Raw genomic sequence first — 18,781 nt, 5'->3', positions numbered from 1 at the left:
CGCGCCGCCTCGCGCGGCGTCGTTTGCCGAGCGCCGGGAATCCACTGCGAACCAGGAGCCAATGTGACTCGCAGATCGCTTTTTGTAACGCTGGCTTGCAGCGTATTGATGTTGTCCGCATGCGGCTTCCAGTTGCGCGGTCAGCAGGACTATGCGTTCAAACGCCTCTTCATCGCGGGCGGCTCGCCGGCCGCGGGCGCGCGGCTCACGCGCATGGTGCAGGGCGGCAGCGACACGGTGGTGGTGAAGTCGGTTGCCAACGCGGACGCGACGTTGCAAATCACCGAAAGCCGCGGCACGAGCACGCTGACGCTGAATTCGCTGGGCGTCGTCTCCGAGTATCAATTGAACCTTGCGATGAACTACACGCTGATCGGCAAGGACGGCACCGTGCTGATTCCGCCGAGCGTGATCGCGCTGAACCGCGCGATGACCTATAGCGACAAGTACTCGCAGGCGAAGACCGCCGAGTCGGAAATCCTTTTTGCCGACATGGAAAACGACGCGATCGACCAGCTCACGCGACGTCTGTCGAGCGTGCGTTCGATGCATCCGGCGCCGGGCGAGCAGGTGCCGGGCGTCGTGCCGCGCGCGCCGTTGCCGCCGCCGCCGCTGTGAGCGGCGGGCACGTCGACCTGACCGGACATCAGCATAGCCATGCAACTGCGACTTGACGCGCTCGAAGCGCATCTGGCCAAGGGACTCGCCGGACTGTACGTCGTGTACGGCGACGAGCATCTGCTCGCGCAGGAAGCGTGCGACCGGATTCGCGCGGCGGCTCGCGCGGCCGGCTTTACCGACCGCTCGGTCTTCACCGTCGAGCGCAGTTTCGACTGGAGTTCGTTGCTCGGCGCGAGCCAGTCCATGTCGCTGTTCGGCGACCGTCAACTGGTCGAATTGCGCATTCCGTCGGGCAAGCCCGGCAAGGAAGGCGCCGAAGCGCTGAAGGCGCTCGCGGGCTCCGTCAACGACGACGTGCTGACCATGATCACGCTGCCGCGGCTCGACGCGGCCACGCAAAAATCGGCGTGGTTCACGGCGCTCGCCGACGCGGGCGTCGCGTTGAAAATCGATCCGGTCGAGCGCGCGCAATTGCCGAACTGGGTCGGCCAGCGGCTCGCGGCGCAGGGTCAGCGGGTGGCCGCGGGCGAGGAAGGGCGGCGCGCGTTGGCGTTTATCGCAGAGCGTGTCGAAGGCAATCTGCTCGCCGCTCATCAGGAAATCCAGAAGCTCGGGCTGCTGTATCCGGCGGGTTCGTTGAGCTTCGAACAGATACACGACGCGGTGCTGAACGTCGCGCGTTACGACGTCTTCAAGCTGAACGAGGCGATGCTTGCCGGCGACGTCGGCCGCTTGTCGCGCATGCTCGACGGGCTGCGCGGCGAAGGCGAGGCGGCGGTGCTGGTGTTGTGGGCCGTCGTCGAGGAATTGCGCACGCTGCTGCGGATCAAGCGCGGCGTCGCGGCCGGTAAGCCGCTTGCCATGCTCGTGCGCGAAAACCGCGTGTGGGGTCCGCGCGAACGCTTGATCGGGCCGGCATTGTCGCGTGTCACCGAGGCGGCGCTGGAAAAGGCGTTGGCGCTGGCGGCGCGGCTGGATCGGCAGGTGAAGGGATTGTCGGGCGGGACGCCGGGTAATCATCGCAACGATCCGCCGCCCGATCCGTGGGACGGGCTGTTCGAGCTTGCGATGGTGGTGGCGTCGCCGAGAACGTCTGCTGCGCCGCCGCCGCGACCTCCTCGGGGTGCGGCTGCGGCCGCGGTGCGCAGGCCGGCGTGAGGTTCGCTGGTGCTGTAGGCGGCGGGGTTTGAGGTGTCGCGGTGCTGAGCTAGCCAGCCGTACAGCCAGGCCGGACCGGCTCGGCTTGCCGAGCGTAGCGCGGCCCGCCGTGCACCAGCAGTCTTGCGGATCTCAGCGGCGCTAACCGTGCCCTCGCAAGCAAAGCGCCCTGGCCCGACTTACAATCGCTGGATCTTTCGCTAATCAGCTAATCAGCTAATCAGCTAATCAGCTAATCAGCTAATCAGCCTGCTCGCCGCGCGTCGGCGTGCCCGGCAATACGAGAATCACCATGGATATCGACCAGTACATGACCGACCTCGGCCGGCGCGCGCGCCGGGCATCGCGTGCGATGGCGCGGGCGTCGACGGCTGCGAAGAACGCCGCCCTCGCGGCGGTGGCGGCGGGTATCGAGCGCGATGCCGCGTTGCTCAAGGAAGCCAACGCGCGCGACGTCGCACGCGCACGCGATAAAGGTCACGACGCGGCTTTCATCGACCGTCTCACGCTGTCGGACAAGGCGCTCAGGACGATGGTCGAAGGTCTGCGCCAGGTCGCGGCGCTCGCCGATCCGATCGGCGAGATCAGTAACCTCAAGTACCGGCCGAGCGGCATCCAGGTCGGGCAGATGCGCGTGCCGCTCGGCGTGATCGGCATCATCTACGAATCGCGTCCTAACGTCACGATCGACGCCGCCGCGCTCTGCCTCAAATCGGGCAACGCGACGATTCTGCGCGGTGGTTCGGAAGCGCTCGAATGCAATACCGCGCTCGCGAAGCTGATCGGCGAGGCGCTCGAAGCGGCCGGTTTGCCGCAAGACGCCGTGCAGGTTGTTGCGACGTCGGACCGCGCCGCGGTCGGCAAACTGATCACGATGACCGAATACGTCGACGTGATCGTGCCGCGCGGCGGCAAGAGCCTGATCGAGCGGCTCATGAGCGAAGCGCGGGTGCCGATGATCAAGCATCTGGACGGCATCTGCCACGTATACGTGGACGACCGCGCCGATCTTAAGAAGGCGCTGACCGTTTGCGATAACGCCAAGACGCACCGCTACGGCACCTGCAATACGATGGAGACGTTGCTGGTCGCGCGCGGCATTGCGTCCGACGTGCTGCCGCCGCTCGGCAAGCTGTATCGCGAGAAAAATGTCGAATTGCGCGTGGATGCGGCGGCGCATGCTGTGCTGGCAGACGCGGGCGTGGGTCCGCTCGTCGTCGCAACCGAAGAAGACTGGCGCACCGAATATCTTGCGCCGGTGCTCGCGATCAAGGTGGTCGACGATCTTGACGCCGCCATTGAGCACATCAACACGTACAGTTCGCAACATACCGACGCGATCGTCACGGAAGACCATGATCGCGCGATGCGCTTCCTGCGCGAAGTGGATTCGGCGAGCGTGATGGTGAACGCCTCGACGCGTTTCGCCGACGGCTTCGAATTCGGTCTCGGCGCGGAAATCGGCATTTCCAACGACAAGCTCCACGCGCGCGGCCCGGTGGGGCTGGAAGGGTTGACGTCGCTGAAGTATGTCGTGCTTGGGCATGGCGAAGGGCGTCATTAGGCGCCGACGCGATGGAAAGCGTGGCCGTGCAACGCGGCCACGCATGATTGTTTCAAATCCCGCGACCGCCGATCACTTTGCGTCGCGGCACAGGCCCGGCATGATCGGCGGCGCTCTCCACAATAAATCACACACCACCAAGGACTCCCACGATGCTCTGGATCAAGACGTTTCACATCGTTCTGATCGCTTCCTGGTTCGCCGGCCTGTTCTATTTGCCGCGCATTTTCGTCAATCTGGCGATGGAAACCGAACCCGCCGCGGTGAAGCGTCTGCTGATCATGGCGCGCAAACTGTTCCGCTTCATGTCGTTTATCGCGGTGCCGGCGCTCGCTTGCGGGCTGTGGTTGTGGCTTGTCGTCGGCATCGGACGAGGGCAGGGATGGCTTCACGCGAAGGTTGGCGTGGTCGTGCTGCTGGTGATTTACCACGCTTACTGCGGGGTTCTGCTGCGGACCTTCGAGCGCGGGGAAAACCGTCGCTCGGACAAGTGGTATCGAATGTTCAATGAACTGCCGGTGCTGGGGATGCTGGCTGCGGTCGCGTTGGTGGTGATCAAGCCGTTTTGAGAGGTGCGCGGCTGTGAGACTTGCACAGGCTGTGCGGATGGTTGAAACGCCGGTCTGCTGATGCCGCTATGTGCGCGCTCCTGACCGTCGTGCAGAGCAGGCGCCGGACGGGCCGGCAAGCCTTGGCCAAATCGGGGCATGAGCAGGCCCATCACAGGCCAAACGGCCTGACGCTCACCGATCGGTGCGTTGCGGCATGAACAGCTCGGCTTTCCCGAGTTCCGTCACTGTCAACGGGAATTGACTGGACGTAACCGGCTTGCAGCACTCCGGCGTGATATAGGCCGGAGCGGGCGTTCAGCGCGGATGGCTGGGAAGCGCAAGTCCGCGTAAAGGACGGCCGACGCGGCCGTGATTGTCACGGCAATCAACGCTCCAGCTGCCATGGAAGCGTCGATCTTTAAAGTTAAATCAAACCGCCTCCGGTCAACTAACCACCGCCTCGCCGCGGTTTTTTTCGCGCTCATCTGCGAATTCCGCCGCCTTTTATGTGGAGGGAAATTTGGCGGTTTAAAACTCGTGTTGGCCTGATGCAATCGAGGGCAAGCTCGTCATTGTTCTAGTGACGACCGGAGTTATGAAATAAAGAAATAATAGAAATAAGACAAATCCTAAAAAGCGCTATTCCCGTGATTTTTCGAATTTTAGGACTTTTCTGAATTTTAGTCCGTATATTCCTGGTCGGGCCATCGCATAATCGCGCAATCGTCGGTCTGCCTCGTTCGTATTTCCAATTCGCGCGATGAGACAAGCGCTGCGGTCGCACGGGTAAAGCCCCGTCCACAGGCCGTGTTCCTCCAGATCGAACTGCATCGAATAAGAATAATCCTAAATAAAGTTCGATGCTTGCCTGCCTTAAAGCCACTTCTTTACAGAATTTCAAGGATCCGTGAGGTTCTGGCGCGAGTCGCGTTTCCTAGTATGTGACAGTCGATTGAGACCAATTAAGCATAGTCTGATTATCTCCAGAGTCGCTCAGTTTTATATTGAGATCTTCGCCGGAAGGATATTAAGACAGTCTCAAGTGCATAAGTGCGACGGTCAGATTGAATCCTTTTGGCAGCTCGTTGGCAGCGACGCACCACGTTAATCAGCACGGTGCCGCGCAGATCCCAGTCATCACGCCTTTACAGGATGAAATCGTGAACAAGTCGTACAAAACAGTTTGGAATGAGACTACCGGTACATATGTTGCAGCGCCGGAAGTGGCGAAGGGACGCGGAAAGAGCGGCCGCAAGGCACGTAGCATCAAGGCGCTAGGCGCAAGCGGAGTGCTGGTTGCTGCCGGGGTGGGATTGTCGGCGTTCGCACCATCCGCGATGGCGGGCTCGATCATCAATTGCGGGAATGCAATAAACTCTTATGCCAGCTTTAGCGCGGCCCAAGCTGGTGCATGGACGAACACGCAGCAGGCTGCGACATGCTTCAGCGGTAGCTCGAGCCTCGGCACTGGAGTAGTCCTTTCCGAAAACGGCAACTACTTCAGTCCTGACGGCACGAACGCCGCGATTCTGGTGGGCGCTTCCGGGAGCAACGCGACGGGAAAGGTCACGATCTACGGCCCGAGCGGCATTGCAATGATGAACCAGGTCGACATGACCAGTCACAAGATCGTGAACGTTGCAGCCGGTACCGTCAGCAGCATTAGCGGCGACGCGATCAACGGCAGCCAGCTCTACGCGGTGAGCGCTTCGGCGGCCAGCGCCATTGGCGGCGGTTCCACGGTTAGCTCGACGGGCGCGATTAGCGCACCTAGCTACGCGCTGACGAACGCAAATTCGATCGACGGTACGACGGGCGCGAAGACGGACATCGGCACGGCGTTCGGCACGGTGGATACGGCACTGGGCAAGCTGAACACCTCGATCACCAACATCAACAACGGCCAAGGTACACGCTATTTCAAGGTGACTGGGAACAACGACGGGACGGACGACGCCAAGGCGGGTGCATCAACATCATCATACGGCTCAATCGCCATTGGTCCGAAAGCTTTGTCGTGGGCGTCTGGCACGGCGACGAACGACGCTATCGCCATAGGCGACTCAGCGTACGCGACGTACATCGGAGATACCGCGATAGGCGGCTTCGCGACAGCCGGCGGAGGATCGTCGACGGCCATCGGTTACGGCGCATCGACGCTGAACGCCGTATCCACGAACAACATGGTTGCTCTCGGCACCTCTGCTTCCGCTGGCGCCACGAACTCGACCGCACTCGGCAGCAACTCGCTTACGTCTGGCGCGGGCGCGGTCACGGTTGGCTACCTTGCAACGGCGACCACATCGAACTCGGTGGCGCTGGGCTCCAATTCGGTGGCGAACTCGGCCACGCTGACGACGGCAGGCTTCACGCCGGTCGGTGGCACGGCGATCTCGGCAGCGACGGCCCCGGGCGGCGAAGTGTCGGTGGGTTCGGCAGGTGCCGAACGCCGCATCACGAACGTCGCAGCAGGTTTCAACCCGACCGACGCAGTGAACGTCAGCCAGTTGCAGTCGGAAGACGCGAAGGTGAACAACGTCTCGAGCAACGTTTCGAACGTCGCGAACAACCTGGCCAACACGAACAACAACGTCGCGAACCTGAGCGGCAACGTCACCAACATCAACAACACGATGAACAACATCGTGAACGGTGGCGGCATCAAGTACTTCCACACGAACTCGACGCTGGCCGACTCGTCGGCTGTGGGCGTCGATAGCGTGGCGGTCGGACCGAATGCAGTTGCTCGCGGTGCAGGCAGCATTGCGATTGGCCGTAATGCATCGATGCAGAGCGGGATGCTCATGGATGGAGCGATCGCGATTGGCGATGGCAGCTATACCGGCTACTCGCAGGATATGGCGATCGGTCAGAACGCTACAGCAGGCGGTGGTCTGTCGATCGCGATAGGCACGCAGGCGTCTACTGCTGGCGGCACCGGTGTAAACAACCAGCTTGCTGTGGGCACGGGGGCCACCAGTGGTGCGGCCAACGGCACGGCGTTGGGTGGCTCTTCCACTGCTGCAACGGTGAACTCCGTGGCACTGGGTTACAACTCGGTGGCGAACTCGGCCACGCTGACGACGGCAGGCTTCACGCCGGTTGGTGGCACGGCGATTTCGGCAGCCACGGCCGTGGGCGGTGAAGTGTCGGTGGGCGCGGCAGGTAAAGAACGTCGTATCACGAACGTGGCAGCGGGCCTGAACGCCACGGACGCAGTGAACGTGAGCCAGTTGCAGTCGGAAGACGCAAAGGTCAACAACGTCTCGAACAACGTTTCGAACGTCGCGAACAACCTGTCGAACACCAACAACAACGTTGCGAACCTGAGCGGGAACGTCACCAACATCAACAACACGGTGAACAACATCGTGAACGGTGGCGGCATCAAGTATTTCCACGCTAACTCGACGCTGGCGGACGCGTCCGCGACGGGCTCGAACAGCGTTGCTGCCGGACCGGTTGCCGTGGCTAGCGGCGCCAGTTCGACCGCAATGGGCTGGGGTTCGCTCGCCTCCGCAACAAACTCATCCGCGTTTGGCGAATCTGCCACCGCCGCAGCATACGATAGCGTGGCGGTTGGCGAAGGCGCGACGTCCACGGTTAGTGGCACGACGTCGAACACCAACGGCTGGGGCGTTGCGATCGGTGGTAACGCGAATGCCGGCGCTCATGCAGCAGTCGCGGTAGGTCCTCACGCCAACGCGACGGCCAGTGAGGCTATCGCTATCGGCGACTATTCCAGCGCCACTGCAATAAATACTGTTGCGCTGGGGCAAGGCGCCTCGGCCGCAACCGTGAACTCGGTTGCGCTCGGCGCCGGGGCGGTGGCGAACTCGGCCACGTTGACGACGGCAGGCTTTACGCCGGTCGGCGGCACGGCGATCTCGGCAGCCACGGCAGCCGGCGGCGAAGTGTCGGTTGGCGCAGCAGGTGCAGAGCGTCGCATCACGAACGTCGCGGCCGGTCTGAATGCGACCGATGCCGTCAACGTGAGCCAGTTGCAGTCGGAAGACGCGAAGGTCAACAACGTCTCGAACAACGTGTCGAACGTCGCGAACAACCTGTCGAACACCAACAACAACGTTGCGAACCTGAGCGGCAACGTCACCAACATCAACAACACGGTGAACAACATCGTGAACGGTGGCGGCATCAAGTACTTCCACGCGAATTCGACGTTGGCTGATTCGTCGGCGACGGGCACGAATGCGGTGGCAATCGGCGGTGCAGCGTCGGCGACGACGGCGAACTCGGTAGCACTGGGCTCGAACTCGGTGGCAAACTCGGCGACGCTGGCGACGGCAGGCTTCACGCCGACGGGTGGCACGGCGATCTCGGCAGGGACAGCAGCGGGCGGCGAAGTGTCGGTGGGCAAGGCAGGTGCAGAGCGTCGCATCACGAACGTGGCAGCGGGTCTGAGCGCGACCGATGCAGTGAACGTGAGCCAGTTGCAGTCGGAAGACGCAAAGGTCAACAACGTCTCGAACAACCTGTCGAACACGAACAACAACGTCGCGAACCTGAGCGGCAACGTCACCAACATCAACAACACGGTGAACAACATCGTGAACGGTGGCGGCGTCAAGTACTTCCATGCGAACTCGACGCTGGCGGATTCGTCGGCAACGGGTACGGACGCAGTGGCGATCGGTGGCAACGCTCAGGCGACGACGGCGAACTCGGTGGCCTTGGGCTCGAACTCGGTGGCGAACTCGGCGACGTTGACGACGGCAGGCTTCACGCCGGTTGGCGGCACGGCGATTTCGGCAGCCACTGCTGCTGGTGGTGAAGTGTCGGTGGGCGCGGCAGGTAAGGAGCGTCGCATCACGAACGTCGCAGCAGGTCTGAACGCGACGGACGCAGTGAACGTGAGCCAGCTGCAGTCGGAAGACGCGAAGGTCAACACGGTCAACAACAACCTGAACAACCTGAGCAACACGGTGAACAACATCACCAACGGCGCGGGTACGAAGTATTTCCACGCTAACTCGACGCTGGTCGACTCCTCAGCAGTGGGCACGAACGCAGTGGCGATCGGTGGTGCAGCAACTGCGACGACGGCGAACTCGGTGGCACTGGGCTCCAACTCGGTGGCAAACTCGGCCACGCTGGCGACGGCAGGTTTCACGCCGGTCGGCGGCACGGCGATCTCGGCAGCGACGGCAGCCGGCGGCGAAGTGTCGGTGGGCGCAGCAGGTGCTGAGCGTCGCATCACGAACGTCGCAGCGGGTCTGAACGCGACCGATGCAGTGAACGTGAGCCAGCTGCAGTCGGAAGACGCGAAGGTGAACAACGTCAGCAATAACCTGAGCAACCTGGCAGGCAATGTCACCAACATGAACAACACGGTGAACAACATCGTGAACGGTGGCGGCGTCAAGTATTTCCACGCGAACTCGACGCTGGCGGATTCGTCGGCAGTGGGTACGGATGCAGTGGCGATCGGCGGTGCAGCCTCGGCGACGACGGCGAACTCGGTGGCACTGGGCTCCAACTCGGTGGCGAACTCGGCCACGCTGGCGACGGCAGGCTTCACGCCGGTCGGCGGCACGGCGATCGCAGCAGCCACGGCAGCGGGCGGTGAAGTGTCAGTGGGCGCGGCAGGTAAGGAGCGTCGCATCACGAACGTCGCAGCAGGTCTGAACGCCACGGATGCAGTGAACGTGAGCCAGCTGCAGTCGGAAGACGCGAAGGTGAACAACGTCTCGAACAACGTTTCGAACGTCGCGAACAACCTGTCGAACACCAACAACAACGTCGCGAACCTGAGCGGCAATGTCACCAACATCAACAACACGGTGAACAACATCGTGAATGGTGGCGGCATCAAGTACTTCCACGCCAACTCGACGCTGGCGGATTCGTCGGCAACGGGTACGGACGCAGTGGCAATCGGCGGCAACGCTCAGGCAACGACGGCGAACTCGGTGGCACTGGGCTCGAACTCGGTGGCGAACTCGGCGACGCTGGCGACGGCAGGCTTCACGCCGGTTGGTGGCACGGCAATCGCGGCAGCCACGGCAGCAGGCGGTGAAGTGTCGGTGGGCAAGGCAGGTGCGGAGCGTCGTATCACGAACGTCGCAGCGGGTCTGAACGCAACGGACGCAGTGAACGTAAGCCAGCTTCAGTCGGAAGACGCGAAGGTCAACAACGTCTCGAACAATGTGTCGAACGTCGCGAACAACCTGTCGAACACCAACAACAACGTTGCAAACCTGAGCGGCAACGTCACCAACATCAACAACACGGTGAACAACATCGTGAACGGTGGCGGCATCAAGTACTTCCACGCTAACTCCACGCTGGCGGATTCGTCGGCAACGGGTACGGACGCAGTGGCAATCGGCGGTGCAGCCTCGGCGACGACGGCGAACTCGGTGGCCCTCGGCTCGAACTCGGTGGCGAACTCGGCCACGCTGGCGACGGCAGGCTTCACGCCGGTCGGCGGCACGGCGATCGCAGCAGCGACGGCAGCCGGTGGTGAAGTGTCGGTGGGCAAGGCAGGTGCAGAACGCCGCATCACGAACGTCGCAGCAGGTCTGAACGCAACCGATGCAGTGAACGTGAGCCAGCTTCAGTCGGAAGACGCGAAGGTGAACAACGTCTCGAACAACGTTTCGAACGTCGCCAACAATCTCGCGAACACCAACAACAACGTCGCGAACCTGAGCGGCAACGTCACGAACATCAACAACACGATGAACAACATCGTGAACGGTGGCGGCATCAAGTACTTCCACGCCAACTCCACGCTGGCGGATTCGTCGGCAACGGGTACGGACGCAGTGGCAATCGGCGGCAACGCGCAAGCGACGACGGCAAACTCGGTGGCACTGGGTTCCAACTCGGTGGCCAACTCGAGCACGTTGACGACGGCAGGCTTCACGCCGGTCGGTGGCACGGCGATCGCAGCAGCGACGGCAGCCGGCGGCGAAGTGTCGGTGGGCAAGGCAGGTGCGGAGCGTCGTATCACGAACGTGGCAGCAGGTCTGAACGCTACGGATGCAGTGAACGTGAGCCAGTTGCAGTCGGAAGACGCGAAGGTGAACAACGTTTCGAACAACGTTTCGAACGTCGCCAACAATCTCGCGAACACCAACAACAACGTCGCGAACCTGAGCGGCAACGTCACCAACATCAACAACACGGTGAACAACATCGTGAACGGTGGCGGCATCAAGTACTTCCACGCGAACACCGCGCTGGCGGATTCGTCGGCAGTGGGTACGAACGCAGTGGCGATCGGCGGCAACGCACAAGCGACGACGGCGAACTCGGTGGCACTGGGCTCGAACTCGGTGGCCAACTCGAGCACGCTGGCGACGGCAGGCTTCAACCCGGGCGGCAGCGCGATCTCGGCAGCCACGGCAGCCGGTGAAGTGTCGGTGGGCGCGGCAGGTGCAGAGCGTCGCATCACGAACGTGGCAGCAGGTCTGAACGCCACGGACGCGGTGAACGTGAGCCAGCTGATGTCGGAAGACGCGAAGGTGAACCAGATCGGCGCGAGCACGGCCTCGTCGCTGGGCGGTGGTTCGACCTACGATTCGACGACGGGCGCAATCACGGCTCCGACGTACACGGTGGGCGGCACGACGGTGAACACGGTGGGTGACGCAATCACCAACATCGATGGCCGTACGACGCAGAACACGACGAACATCGACAGCCTGACGCAGAACATCGCCAACGGTTCGGTCGGTCTGGTGCAGCAAGACCCGACGTCGCGCAACATCACGGTGGCGAAGGATACCGACGGCACGGTGGTCGACTTCACGGGTACGGCAGGCACGCGTACGCTGACTGGTGTAACGGCTGGTGATCTGAGCGCATCGAGCACGGACGCAGTGAACGGGTCGCAGCTGTACGCGACGAACATGAACGTTTCGAACGTCGCGAACAACCTGTCGAACACCAATAACAACGTCGCAAACCTGGCGGGCAATGTCACCAACATCAACAACACGGTGAACAACATCGTGAACGGTGGCGGCATCAAGTACTTCCACGCCAACTCGACGCTGGCGGATTCGTCGGCAACGGGTACGGATGCAGTGGCGATCGGCGGCAACGCACAGGCAACGGCGGCGAACTCGGTGGCACTCGGTTCCAACTCGGTGGCCAACTCGACTACGCTGACGACGGCAGGCTTCAACCCGGGCGGCAGCGCTATCTCGGCAGCCACGGCAGCCGGTGAAGTGTCGGTGGGTGCAGCAGGTGCTGAGCGTCGCATCACGAATGTGGCAGCAGGTCTGAACGCCACGGACGCGGTGAACGTGAGCCAGCTGATGTCGGAAGATGCGAAGGTCAACCAGATCGGCACGAGCACGGCCTCGTCGCTGGGTGGCGGTTCGACCTACGACTCGACGACGGGCGCAATCACGGCTCCGACGTACTCGGTGGGCCGCACGACGGTGAACACGGTGGGTGACGCAATCACCAACATCGACGGTCGTACGACGCAGAACACGACGAACATCGACAACCTGACGCAAAACATCGCCAACGGTTCGGTCGGTCTGGTGCAGCAGGACCCGACGTCGCGCAACATCACGGTGGCGAAGGATACCGACGGCACGGTGGTTGACTTCACGGGTACGGCAGGTTCGCGTACGTTGACTGGTGTAGCCGCAGGCGCGGTCAACGCCACGAGCGTGGATGCAGTGAACGGTTCGCAGCTCTACGGCGTGAGCCAGTCGGCGGCAGATGCCCTCGGCGGCGGCTCGACGGTGAACAGCGATGGCACGATCTCGGCCCCGACGTACTCGGTGGGCGGCACGACCGTGAACAGCGTGGGTGACGCGATCACCAACATCGACGGCCGTGTGACGCAGAACACGTCGGACATCACCAACATCAACAACACGCTGAACAACATCACCAGCGGCGGCACCGGTATCAAGTACTTCCACGCCAACTCGACGTTGCCGGATTCACAGGCAACGGGCGCGGAATCGGTGGCGATCGGCGGTAATGCGCAGTCTCTGGCGACGAACTCGGTTGCACTGGGTTCGAACTCGGTGGCTGACCGTGCCAATACGGTGTCGGTGGGCTCGGCAGGCAACGAACGCCAGATCACCAACGTCGCAGCCGGTACGGCCGACACGGACGCAGTGAACGTCGCGCAGTTGAAGGCGTCGGGCATCATCAACCCGAACGGCACGACCAACGCGGCAGTCACGTACGACCACAACGCCGACGGTACGACCAACTACAGCAGCATTACGATGGGTAATGGTGCTGCGGGCGGCACGACGATCCACAACGTGGCAGCAGGCACGTCCGGTGACGACGCAGTCAACGTCGACCAGATGAACTCGGCGATCTCGACGGTGACGAACATTGCGCACGCCGCCAACAACCCGATGTTCGCAGCAGACGGCAACCGCGATACGGAAGCAGCAGTTGCAAGCGGTACGCATTCGACCGCAATGGGTGCGAATGCAAGCGCAACCGCGGCGAACTCGGTGGCGCTGGGTGCGAACTCGGTGGCTGATCGTGCGAACTCGGTGTCGGTGGGCGCGGCAGGTAACGAACGCCAGGTCACCAACGTCGCGGCCGGTACGGCAACGACCGACGCGGTCAACGTGGGTCAGTTGAACGACGCCATCGGCTCGGCGGTCGGCAATCTGCCGGCTGGCATGACCTCGAAGGCCTACACCGATCAGCAGATCAACTCGGTGCAGAACAGCGTGAGCCAGGTCGCCAAGAACGCGTACGCCGGTGTCGCAGCCGCTACGGCGCTGACGATGATCCCGGACGTCGATCAAGGCAAGACGATCGCGGTCGGTATCGGTGGCGGTTCGTATAAGGGTTCGCAGGCTGTCGCGCTCGGCGTCTCGGCGCGTATCACCGAGAACCTGAAGATGAAGGCCGGCGCGGGCACCAGCTCGCAAGGCACGGCGATCGGCATCGGTGCTTCGTACCAGTGGTAAGCGCCGCGATGGATCGGACGCAAGTCCGGTCCATCAACCGGATCTGTCTTGACTAGAACTGTAAGCGCGCTCTTGTCCGCAGGACACGGGGCAAGGGCGCCGCTTCAATCACTGCATTCGTGAAAATGAACACTTCTCTTTTTAAATATCTCCGCGCGTTGGTCTCAGGCGCGTCTTTGGCGATCTTTGCAGCGTGCAGTACGCAATCTGGACCGTCCTACACGCTGCGTACGATCAGTCCGCCGAACCAAACTGTACCGACTTATCGGGTTAGCTGCCTTGGACTCCTCGACAGCTCGCAAACCTGCGTGCGCGTGGCCGAAGAAACCTGCCAGGCCAAGCCGATTACGTGGCTCGGCGCGGTCGACGGCGTGAGCAACAACCAGCCGGTGAAAGATGCGCGTGAAATGACGTTCATGTGCGGCGCGCCCGTCGCACAGCAGCCGGTCGCACAACAGCCGGTGCCGCAACAGCCGGTTCAGCAGCAAGAGGCTGCGCAGCCGCAAGCAAAGCCGGCGGCGCCGCAGGTCCGGCTGCTGCTGCAAGGCAACGCCAACTTTGCAACGGACAGCGCGACGCTCAGCCCGATCGCGAAGGAAAACCTCGATCACTTCATGGCCGCGAACAAGGGCGCGAATCTGCGCCGCGTAACGGTGACGGGCTACACCGACAAGACGGGTTCCGAAGCACACAACCGGGCACTGTCGAAGGCTCGTGCCGAAGCGGTCGTGCAATATCTGCGCGATGGCGGTCTCGAGGCCGAGCAGTTCGTCGCACAAGGCCTCGGCAGCGCCGATCCGGTTGCGTCGAATGCGACGGCCGAAGGTCGTTCGCAGAACCGCCGCGTCGATGTTCGCGTGGTCGCCGAGTAACTGGCCGCGTGCATCGTTTGACCTGAGTTTGACCTGAAAAAGGCCTGCCATCGAGCAGGCCTTTTTCATTTGCGCCTCTTCAGCTTTCGCCGTCGATTCTCAGCCGGCCGATCACTTCTTTCGCCTTACCCATCCGCTCGACAAGCTCGGGCCCGCGCTTGAGCGCGACGCCTACAGCGAGAATGTCGCCGATCGCGAGATGCGACATGCGCGACGTCATCGGCGAAAACACATCGCTTTCCTCGACGACATTTGAGAAGAGACAGATCGACGCGAGCTTCGCGAGCGGCGACGATCCATGTGTAATCGCAATCACTTTGGCGCCGCAGTTTAGCGCGGAATGTGTCGCTTCGATGATGTCCCGGGTTCGACCGGTATTCGATACCGTCACGATCACATCGCCGGGGCCGAGCAGTGCGGCCGACATCGAGTAGGTGTGCGGATCGGAGTAGGCGACGCTCGGCATGCCGAGCCGGAAGAACTTGTGCTGGATGTCCTGCGCCGCAATACCTGAACCGCCCGCTCCGTAGAACTCGATGCGCGCCGCGTTCGCCAGCAGGTCGACGGCTGCTTCCACGCTATGCGGCGACAAGCTGTTGCGCACCTGGATCAGCGTGCCGATGGTCCGGTCGAAGACCTTGGCGATCAGACCCGGCGTACCCTCGTCCGGCCGCACATCCCGATAAACCGCCGGCACTTCGGTAGCGATGCCTTGCGCCAGCCGGATCTTGAACTCGCGAAACCCCGAAAAGCCGAGCGCATGACAGAACCGCGCGATAGTCGGCTGACTCACACCCGCGCGCGCCGCGACTTCCGTCATGGAGAGGTCGAGCACCTCGCGCGGCGCCTCGATCACATAGTCGGCCAGCTTGCGCTCTGACGGGCGCAACTGCTCGCGCATCTCTTCGACCTGGGACAGCATCATTGGAAAACTCGCACTATGCTGAAGAATGCGTGGACTATAGCTTGATTGGCCGAAAGGTACAAAAACTACATTATCGCCGTAGGTGTTATCCCTAGGTTCAGGTGTTATTCGTCCGATGCGCCGCCAGTAAAGGGCTTCGCGGAGTTTCGCCAAACTGCACTGCAGCAAGATTTCCAATTGCGGCCATGTAGTTTTTCTACTAAGATTCCTTTCGCCGGTCTCTCCGGCGACCCCGCGATACCCACCTGGCATAGCGCGCCCAATCTGCCGCCAGCGACGAAGGAGCTCCGATGGTTTCCCCGCATTCGCAATTGTTGAAAGTCACGCAGCGCGTGATCGAACGCAGCAAGCCCACTCGTGAGGCGTATCTCTCCCGCATTCATCAGGCGCAGGGCCGGTTCCCGGCGCGCGGCGCGCTTTCCTGCGCGAATCTGGCGCACGGGTTTGCGGGCCTCGAAGGCAACGACAAGCTCGTCATCAAGCAGATTCGCGAGCCGAACATCGGCATCGTTTCGTCGTACAACGAGATGTTGTCGGCGCACGCGCCGTACAAAAACTACCCGGACATCATCAAGCAGGCCGCGCGTGAAAACGGCGGCGTCGCGCAATTCGCGGGCGGCGTGCCGGCCATGTGCGACGGCATCACCCAGGGCAACGCGGGCATGGAGCTGTCGCTGTTCTCGCGCGAAGTCATCGCGATGAGCACGGCAGTCGCGCTCACGCACAACATGTTCGACGCGGCGTTGTGCCTCGGCATCTGCGACAAGATCGTGCCGGGCCTTCTGATCGGCGCGCTGCAGTTCGGCCATCTGCCGACCATCTTCGTGCCGGCCGGTCCGATGACGAGCGGCCTGTCGAACGACGACAAGGCCAAAACCCGCCAGCAGTTCGCAACCGGTCAATGTGGCCGCGACGCGCTGCTCGAAGCGGAAGCCGCCGCGTATCACGGCCACGGCACCTGCACGTTCTACGGGACGGCGAACAGCAATCAGATGCTGATGGAAATCATGGGCCTGCATCTGCCGGGCTCGGCTTTCGTGCATCCGCATACGCCGTTGCGCGACGCGCTGACCGCGCAGGCCGCGCGCCGCGTGCTCGATCTGACGGTCGAGCGCGGCAATTACACGCCGATCGGCCACGTGATCGACGAAAAGGCGATCGTCAACGGAATCGTCGCGTTGCTCGCGACGGGCGGCTCCACCAATCACACGCTGCACCTCGTCGCCATTGCGCGCGCGGCGGGCATCGTGATCGACTGGGACGATTTCGACACGCTGTCGCAAGCCGTGCCGCTGCTCGCCAAGATTTACCCGAACGGCAAGGCCGATGTGAACCATTTCCATGCGGCCGGCGGCGTCGCGTTCCTGGTGCGCAATCTGCTGGAAGGCGGTTTGCTGCACGAAGACGTCAACACGGTCGTCGGCCAGGGGCTGCATCGCTACACGGAAGAGCCGAAGCTGATCGACGGCAAGCTGCAATGGGTGCCGGGCGTGGATACCAGCGCGGACAAAGCGGTGTTGCGCGGCATCAAGGAGCCGTTCCAGCCGGACGGCGGCTTGCGTCTGATGCAGGGCAAGCTCGGCCGCGGCGTGATCAAGATTTCGGCGGTTGCGGCGCAGCATCGCAAGGTGAAGGCGCCGGCCATCGTGTTCGATTCGCAGGAAGCCGTGCAGGAGGCGTTCGACAACGGCGAGCTCAAGCGCGACTTTGTCGCCGTCGTGCGCTTCCAGGGCGCGCGGGCGAACGGCATGCCGGAACTGCATCGTTTGACGCCGCTGCTCGGCGTGTTGCAGGATCAGGGTTTCCATGTCGCACTCGTCACGGACGGCCGCATGTCGGGCGCGTCGGGTAAAGTGCCCGCGGTCATTCATCTGTCGCCGGAAGCGTTGCTGCAAGGGCCGATCGGCAAAGTGCACACGGGCGACATGCTGGTGATCGACGCCGAAGCCGGCGTGCTCGACGTCGAGATCGACGCCGCCGAATGGGCCGCGCGACCTAACGCCGCGCCGCTCAATCAGGCGGAAAACGAAGTGGGTTTCGGCCGCGAACTGTTCGGCGTATTCCGCGCGGCGGCGGCGCCGGCGGAGCAGGGCGCGTCGGTGTTCGGTCCGATGGTGGGCGAGCGTCCGGCAGCGCACGGCGAGCACGCGGCGTCTGCTGTGCAGCACGCCGCCGCACAGCACGGCGAAACGCGTACCAGCACCACTCAGGCAGGCTAGCAGTCTTCGCAAACAAGCCAACGGACAGTCGAACCAGGTCCAACGAAGTCCAACCGGGCAGCCCGCCAAAAGCCGCCCGGCGACGCAACAGACGGTTGGCAGAAACAAGGAGTTTCACTATGACGTCGAAAACAGTAAGCGAGATCGTCCGCCTGGGCCCGGTGATTCCGGTGCTCGCGTTCGATTCGGTCGAGCAGGGCGAACACGTGTCGCGCGCGCTGCATGCGGGCGGCGTGAAGGTGCTGGAAATCACGCTGCGCACGGCGGCAGGGATTGCCGCGATCGAGCGCGCGAGCCAGTTGGCCGAAGACATCGTGGTGGGCGTCGGCACGATCACGAAGCCCGAGCATTGCGCGCAGGCGAAGAAAGCAGGCGCGCAGTTCGGCGTGTCGCCCGGACTCACGAAAGACATGCACAAGGCCGCGCAGGATGCTGGCCTGCCGCTTTTGCCGGGCGTGATGACGCCGAGCGACATCATCACCGCGCTCGAACTCGGCTATGAAATCGTGAAGTTTTTCCCGGCGCAGCAAGCGGGCGGCGTGCCGATGCTGCAAGCTTTTCATGGTCCGTTTCCGACGCTGAAGTTCTGCCCGACCGGCGGCATCACGGCGGAAACCGCCACGCATTTCCTGTCGCTGCCGAACGTGGTCTGCGTGGGCGGCTCCTGGCTGACGCCGAAAGCCGCGGTCGCCGCGCAAAACTGGGACGAAGTCACGCGCCTCGCGCGCGCGGCGAGCCAATTGGCCGCACCCGCTCACTAGTCGATAACCGCCGCGTTCTGGCGAACACAGACGCGGACGCAGACGCAGACACAGCAAGCTCTCAACCGGAGCCTCGCCGATACAGCCGCTTCAGGCTGTCGCAGCGAGGCTTCGTTGCAAAGATGCTGCGGGTTTCGCGGGCTTTTCAAGACAACAGACAGTAAAATTCAGCGAC

General features: G+C 62.7%; 9 protein-coding genes. 8 read left to right on the top strand and 1 reads right to left on the bottom strand.

All coding sequences use genetic code 11. The features are described from left to right. Positions 1–63 precede the first annotated feature (63 nt). The 6 genes from CUJ91_RS15290 (at position 64) to CUJ91_RS15265 (ending at position 14,701) form a co-directional block, all read left to right on the top strand. Positions 64–618: an LPS-assembly lipoprotein LptE gene (locus CUJ91_RS15290; protein ID WP_029971464.1), complete on the top strand. Its 555-nt coding sequence runs from the start codon at positions 64–66 to the stop codon at positions 616–618. 39 nt (positions 619–657) lie between these two features. Next, complete coding sequence (holA, locus tag CUJ91_RS15285) at positions 658–1,779, top strand: DNA polymerase III subunit delta (protein ID WP_114156477.1); 1,122 nt, start codon at positions 658–660, stop codon at positions 1,777–1,779. A 292-nt stretch (positions 1,780–2,071) separates the two neighbouring features. Continuing rightward, positions 2,072–3,343: a glutamate-5-semialdehyde dehydrogenase gene (locus CUJ91_RS15280; protein ID WP_029971462.1), complete on the top strand. Its 1,272-nt coding sequence runs from the start codon at positions 2,072–2,074 to the stop codon at positions 3,341–3,343. Positions 3,344–3,495: 152 nt separating this feature from the next. Next, positions 3,496–3,912, top strand: a complete 417-nt coding sequence (locus CUJ91_RS15275; RefSeq protein WP_006051907.1) for a CopD family protein — start codon at positions 3,496–3,498, stop codon at positions 3,910–3,912. 1,142 nt (positions 3,913–5,054) lie between these two features. Next, positions 5,055–13,829: a YadA-like family protein gene (locus CUJ91_RS15270; protein WP_153067631.1), complete on the top strand. Its 8,775-nt coding sequence runs from the start codon at positions 5,055–5,057 to the stop codon at positions 13,827–13,829. Between the two features lie 125 nt (positions 13,830–13,954). After that, complete coding sequence (locus CUJ91_RS15265; protein ID WP_114156475.1) at positions 13,955–14,701, top strand: OmpA family protein; 747 nt, start codon at positions 13,955–13,957, stop codon at positions 14,699–14,701. A gap of 79 nt (positions 14,702–14,780) precedes the next feature. Here CUJ91_RS15265 and CUJ91_RS15260 read toward each other — a convergent pair whose 3' ends face one another. Further along, on the bottom strand, positions 14,781–15,626 hold the full coding sequence (locus CUJ91_RS15260) for a MurR/RpiR family transcriptional regulator (RefSeq protein WP_029968261.1): 846 nt from the start codon (positions 15,624–15,626) through the stop codon (positions 14,781–14,783). A gap of 290 nt (positions 15,627–15,916) precedes the next feature. Between CUJ91_RS15260 and edd the strand changes: the two genes are divergently transcribed. Both edd and eda read left to right on the top strand, forming a co-directional pair. Next, positions 15,917–17,845: a phosphogluconate dehydratase gene (edd, locus tag CUJ91_RS15255; protein WP_029968258.1), complete on the top strand. Its 1,929-nt coding sequence runs from the start codon at positions 15,917–15,919 to the stop codon at positions 17,843–17,845. A 119-nt stretch (positions 17,846–17,964) separates the two neighbouring features. Further along, entirely contained in the window at positions 17,965–18,606 is a 642-nt protein-coding gene (eda, locus tag CUJ91_RS15250) for a bifunctional 4-hydroxy-2-oxoglutarate aldolase/2-dehydro-3-deoxy-phosphogluconate aldolase (RefSeq protein ID WP_006051913.1), read from the top strand. The last annotated feature ends 175 nt before the right edge of the window (positions 18,607–18,781 follow it).

This window comes from Paraburkholderia graminis (genome assembly GCF_003330785.1).
GTDB lineage: Bacteria > Pseudomonadota > Gammaproteobacteria > Burkholderiales > Burkholderiaceae > Paraburkholderia > Paraburkholderia graminis.
The sequence above is the reverse complement of the archived record's forward strand: the minus strand, read 5'-3'. Positions and strand labels throughout refer to the sequence as shown.

Excerpts from the sequence above, each read along its gene's own strand:
- holA (WP_114156477.1), top strand. The coding sequence starts at position 658 with ATGCAACTGCGACTTGACGCGCTCGAAGCGCATCTGGCCAAGGGACTC.
- CUJ91_RS15280 (WP_029971462.1), top strand. The coding sequence starts at position 2,072 with ATGGATATCGACCAGTACATGACCGACCTCGGCCGGCGCGCGCGCCGG.
- CUJ91_RS15275 (WP_006051907.1), top strand. The coding sequence starts at position 3,496 with ATGCTCTGGATCAAGACGTTTCACATCGTTCTGATCGCTTCCTGGTTC.
- CUJ91_RS15265 (WP_114156475.1), top strand. The coding sequence starts at position 13,955 with ATGAACACTTCTCTTTTTAAATATCTCCGCGCGTTGGTCTCAGGCGCG.
- CUJ91_RS15260 (WP_029968261.1), bottom strand. The coding sequence starts at position 15,626 with ATGATGCTGTCCCAGGTCGAAGAGATGCGCGAGCAGTTGCGCCCGTCA.
- edd (WP_029968258.1), top strand. The coding sequence starts at position 15,917 with ATGGTTTCCCCGCATTCGCAATTGTTGAAAGTCACGCAGCGCGTGATC.
- eda (WP_006051913.1), top strand. The coding sequence starts at position 17,965 with ATGACGTCGAAAACAGTAAGCGAGATCGTCCGCCTGGGCCCGGTGATT.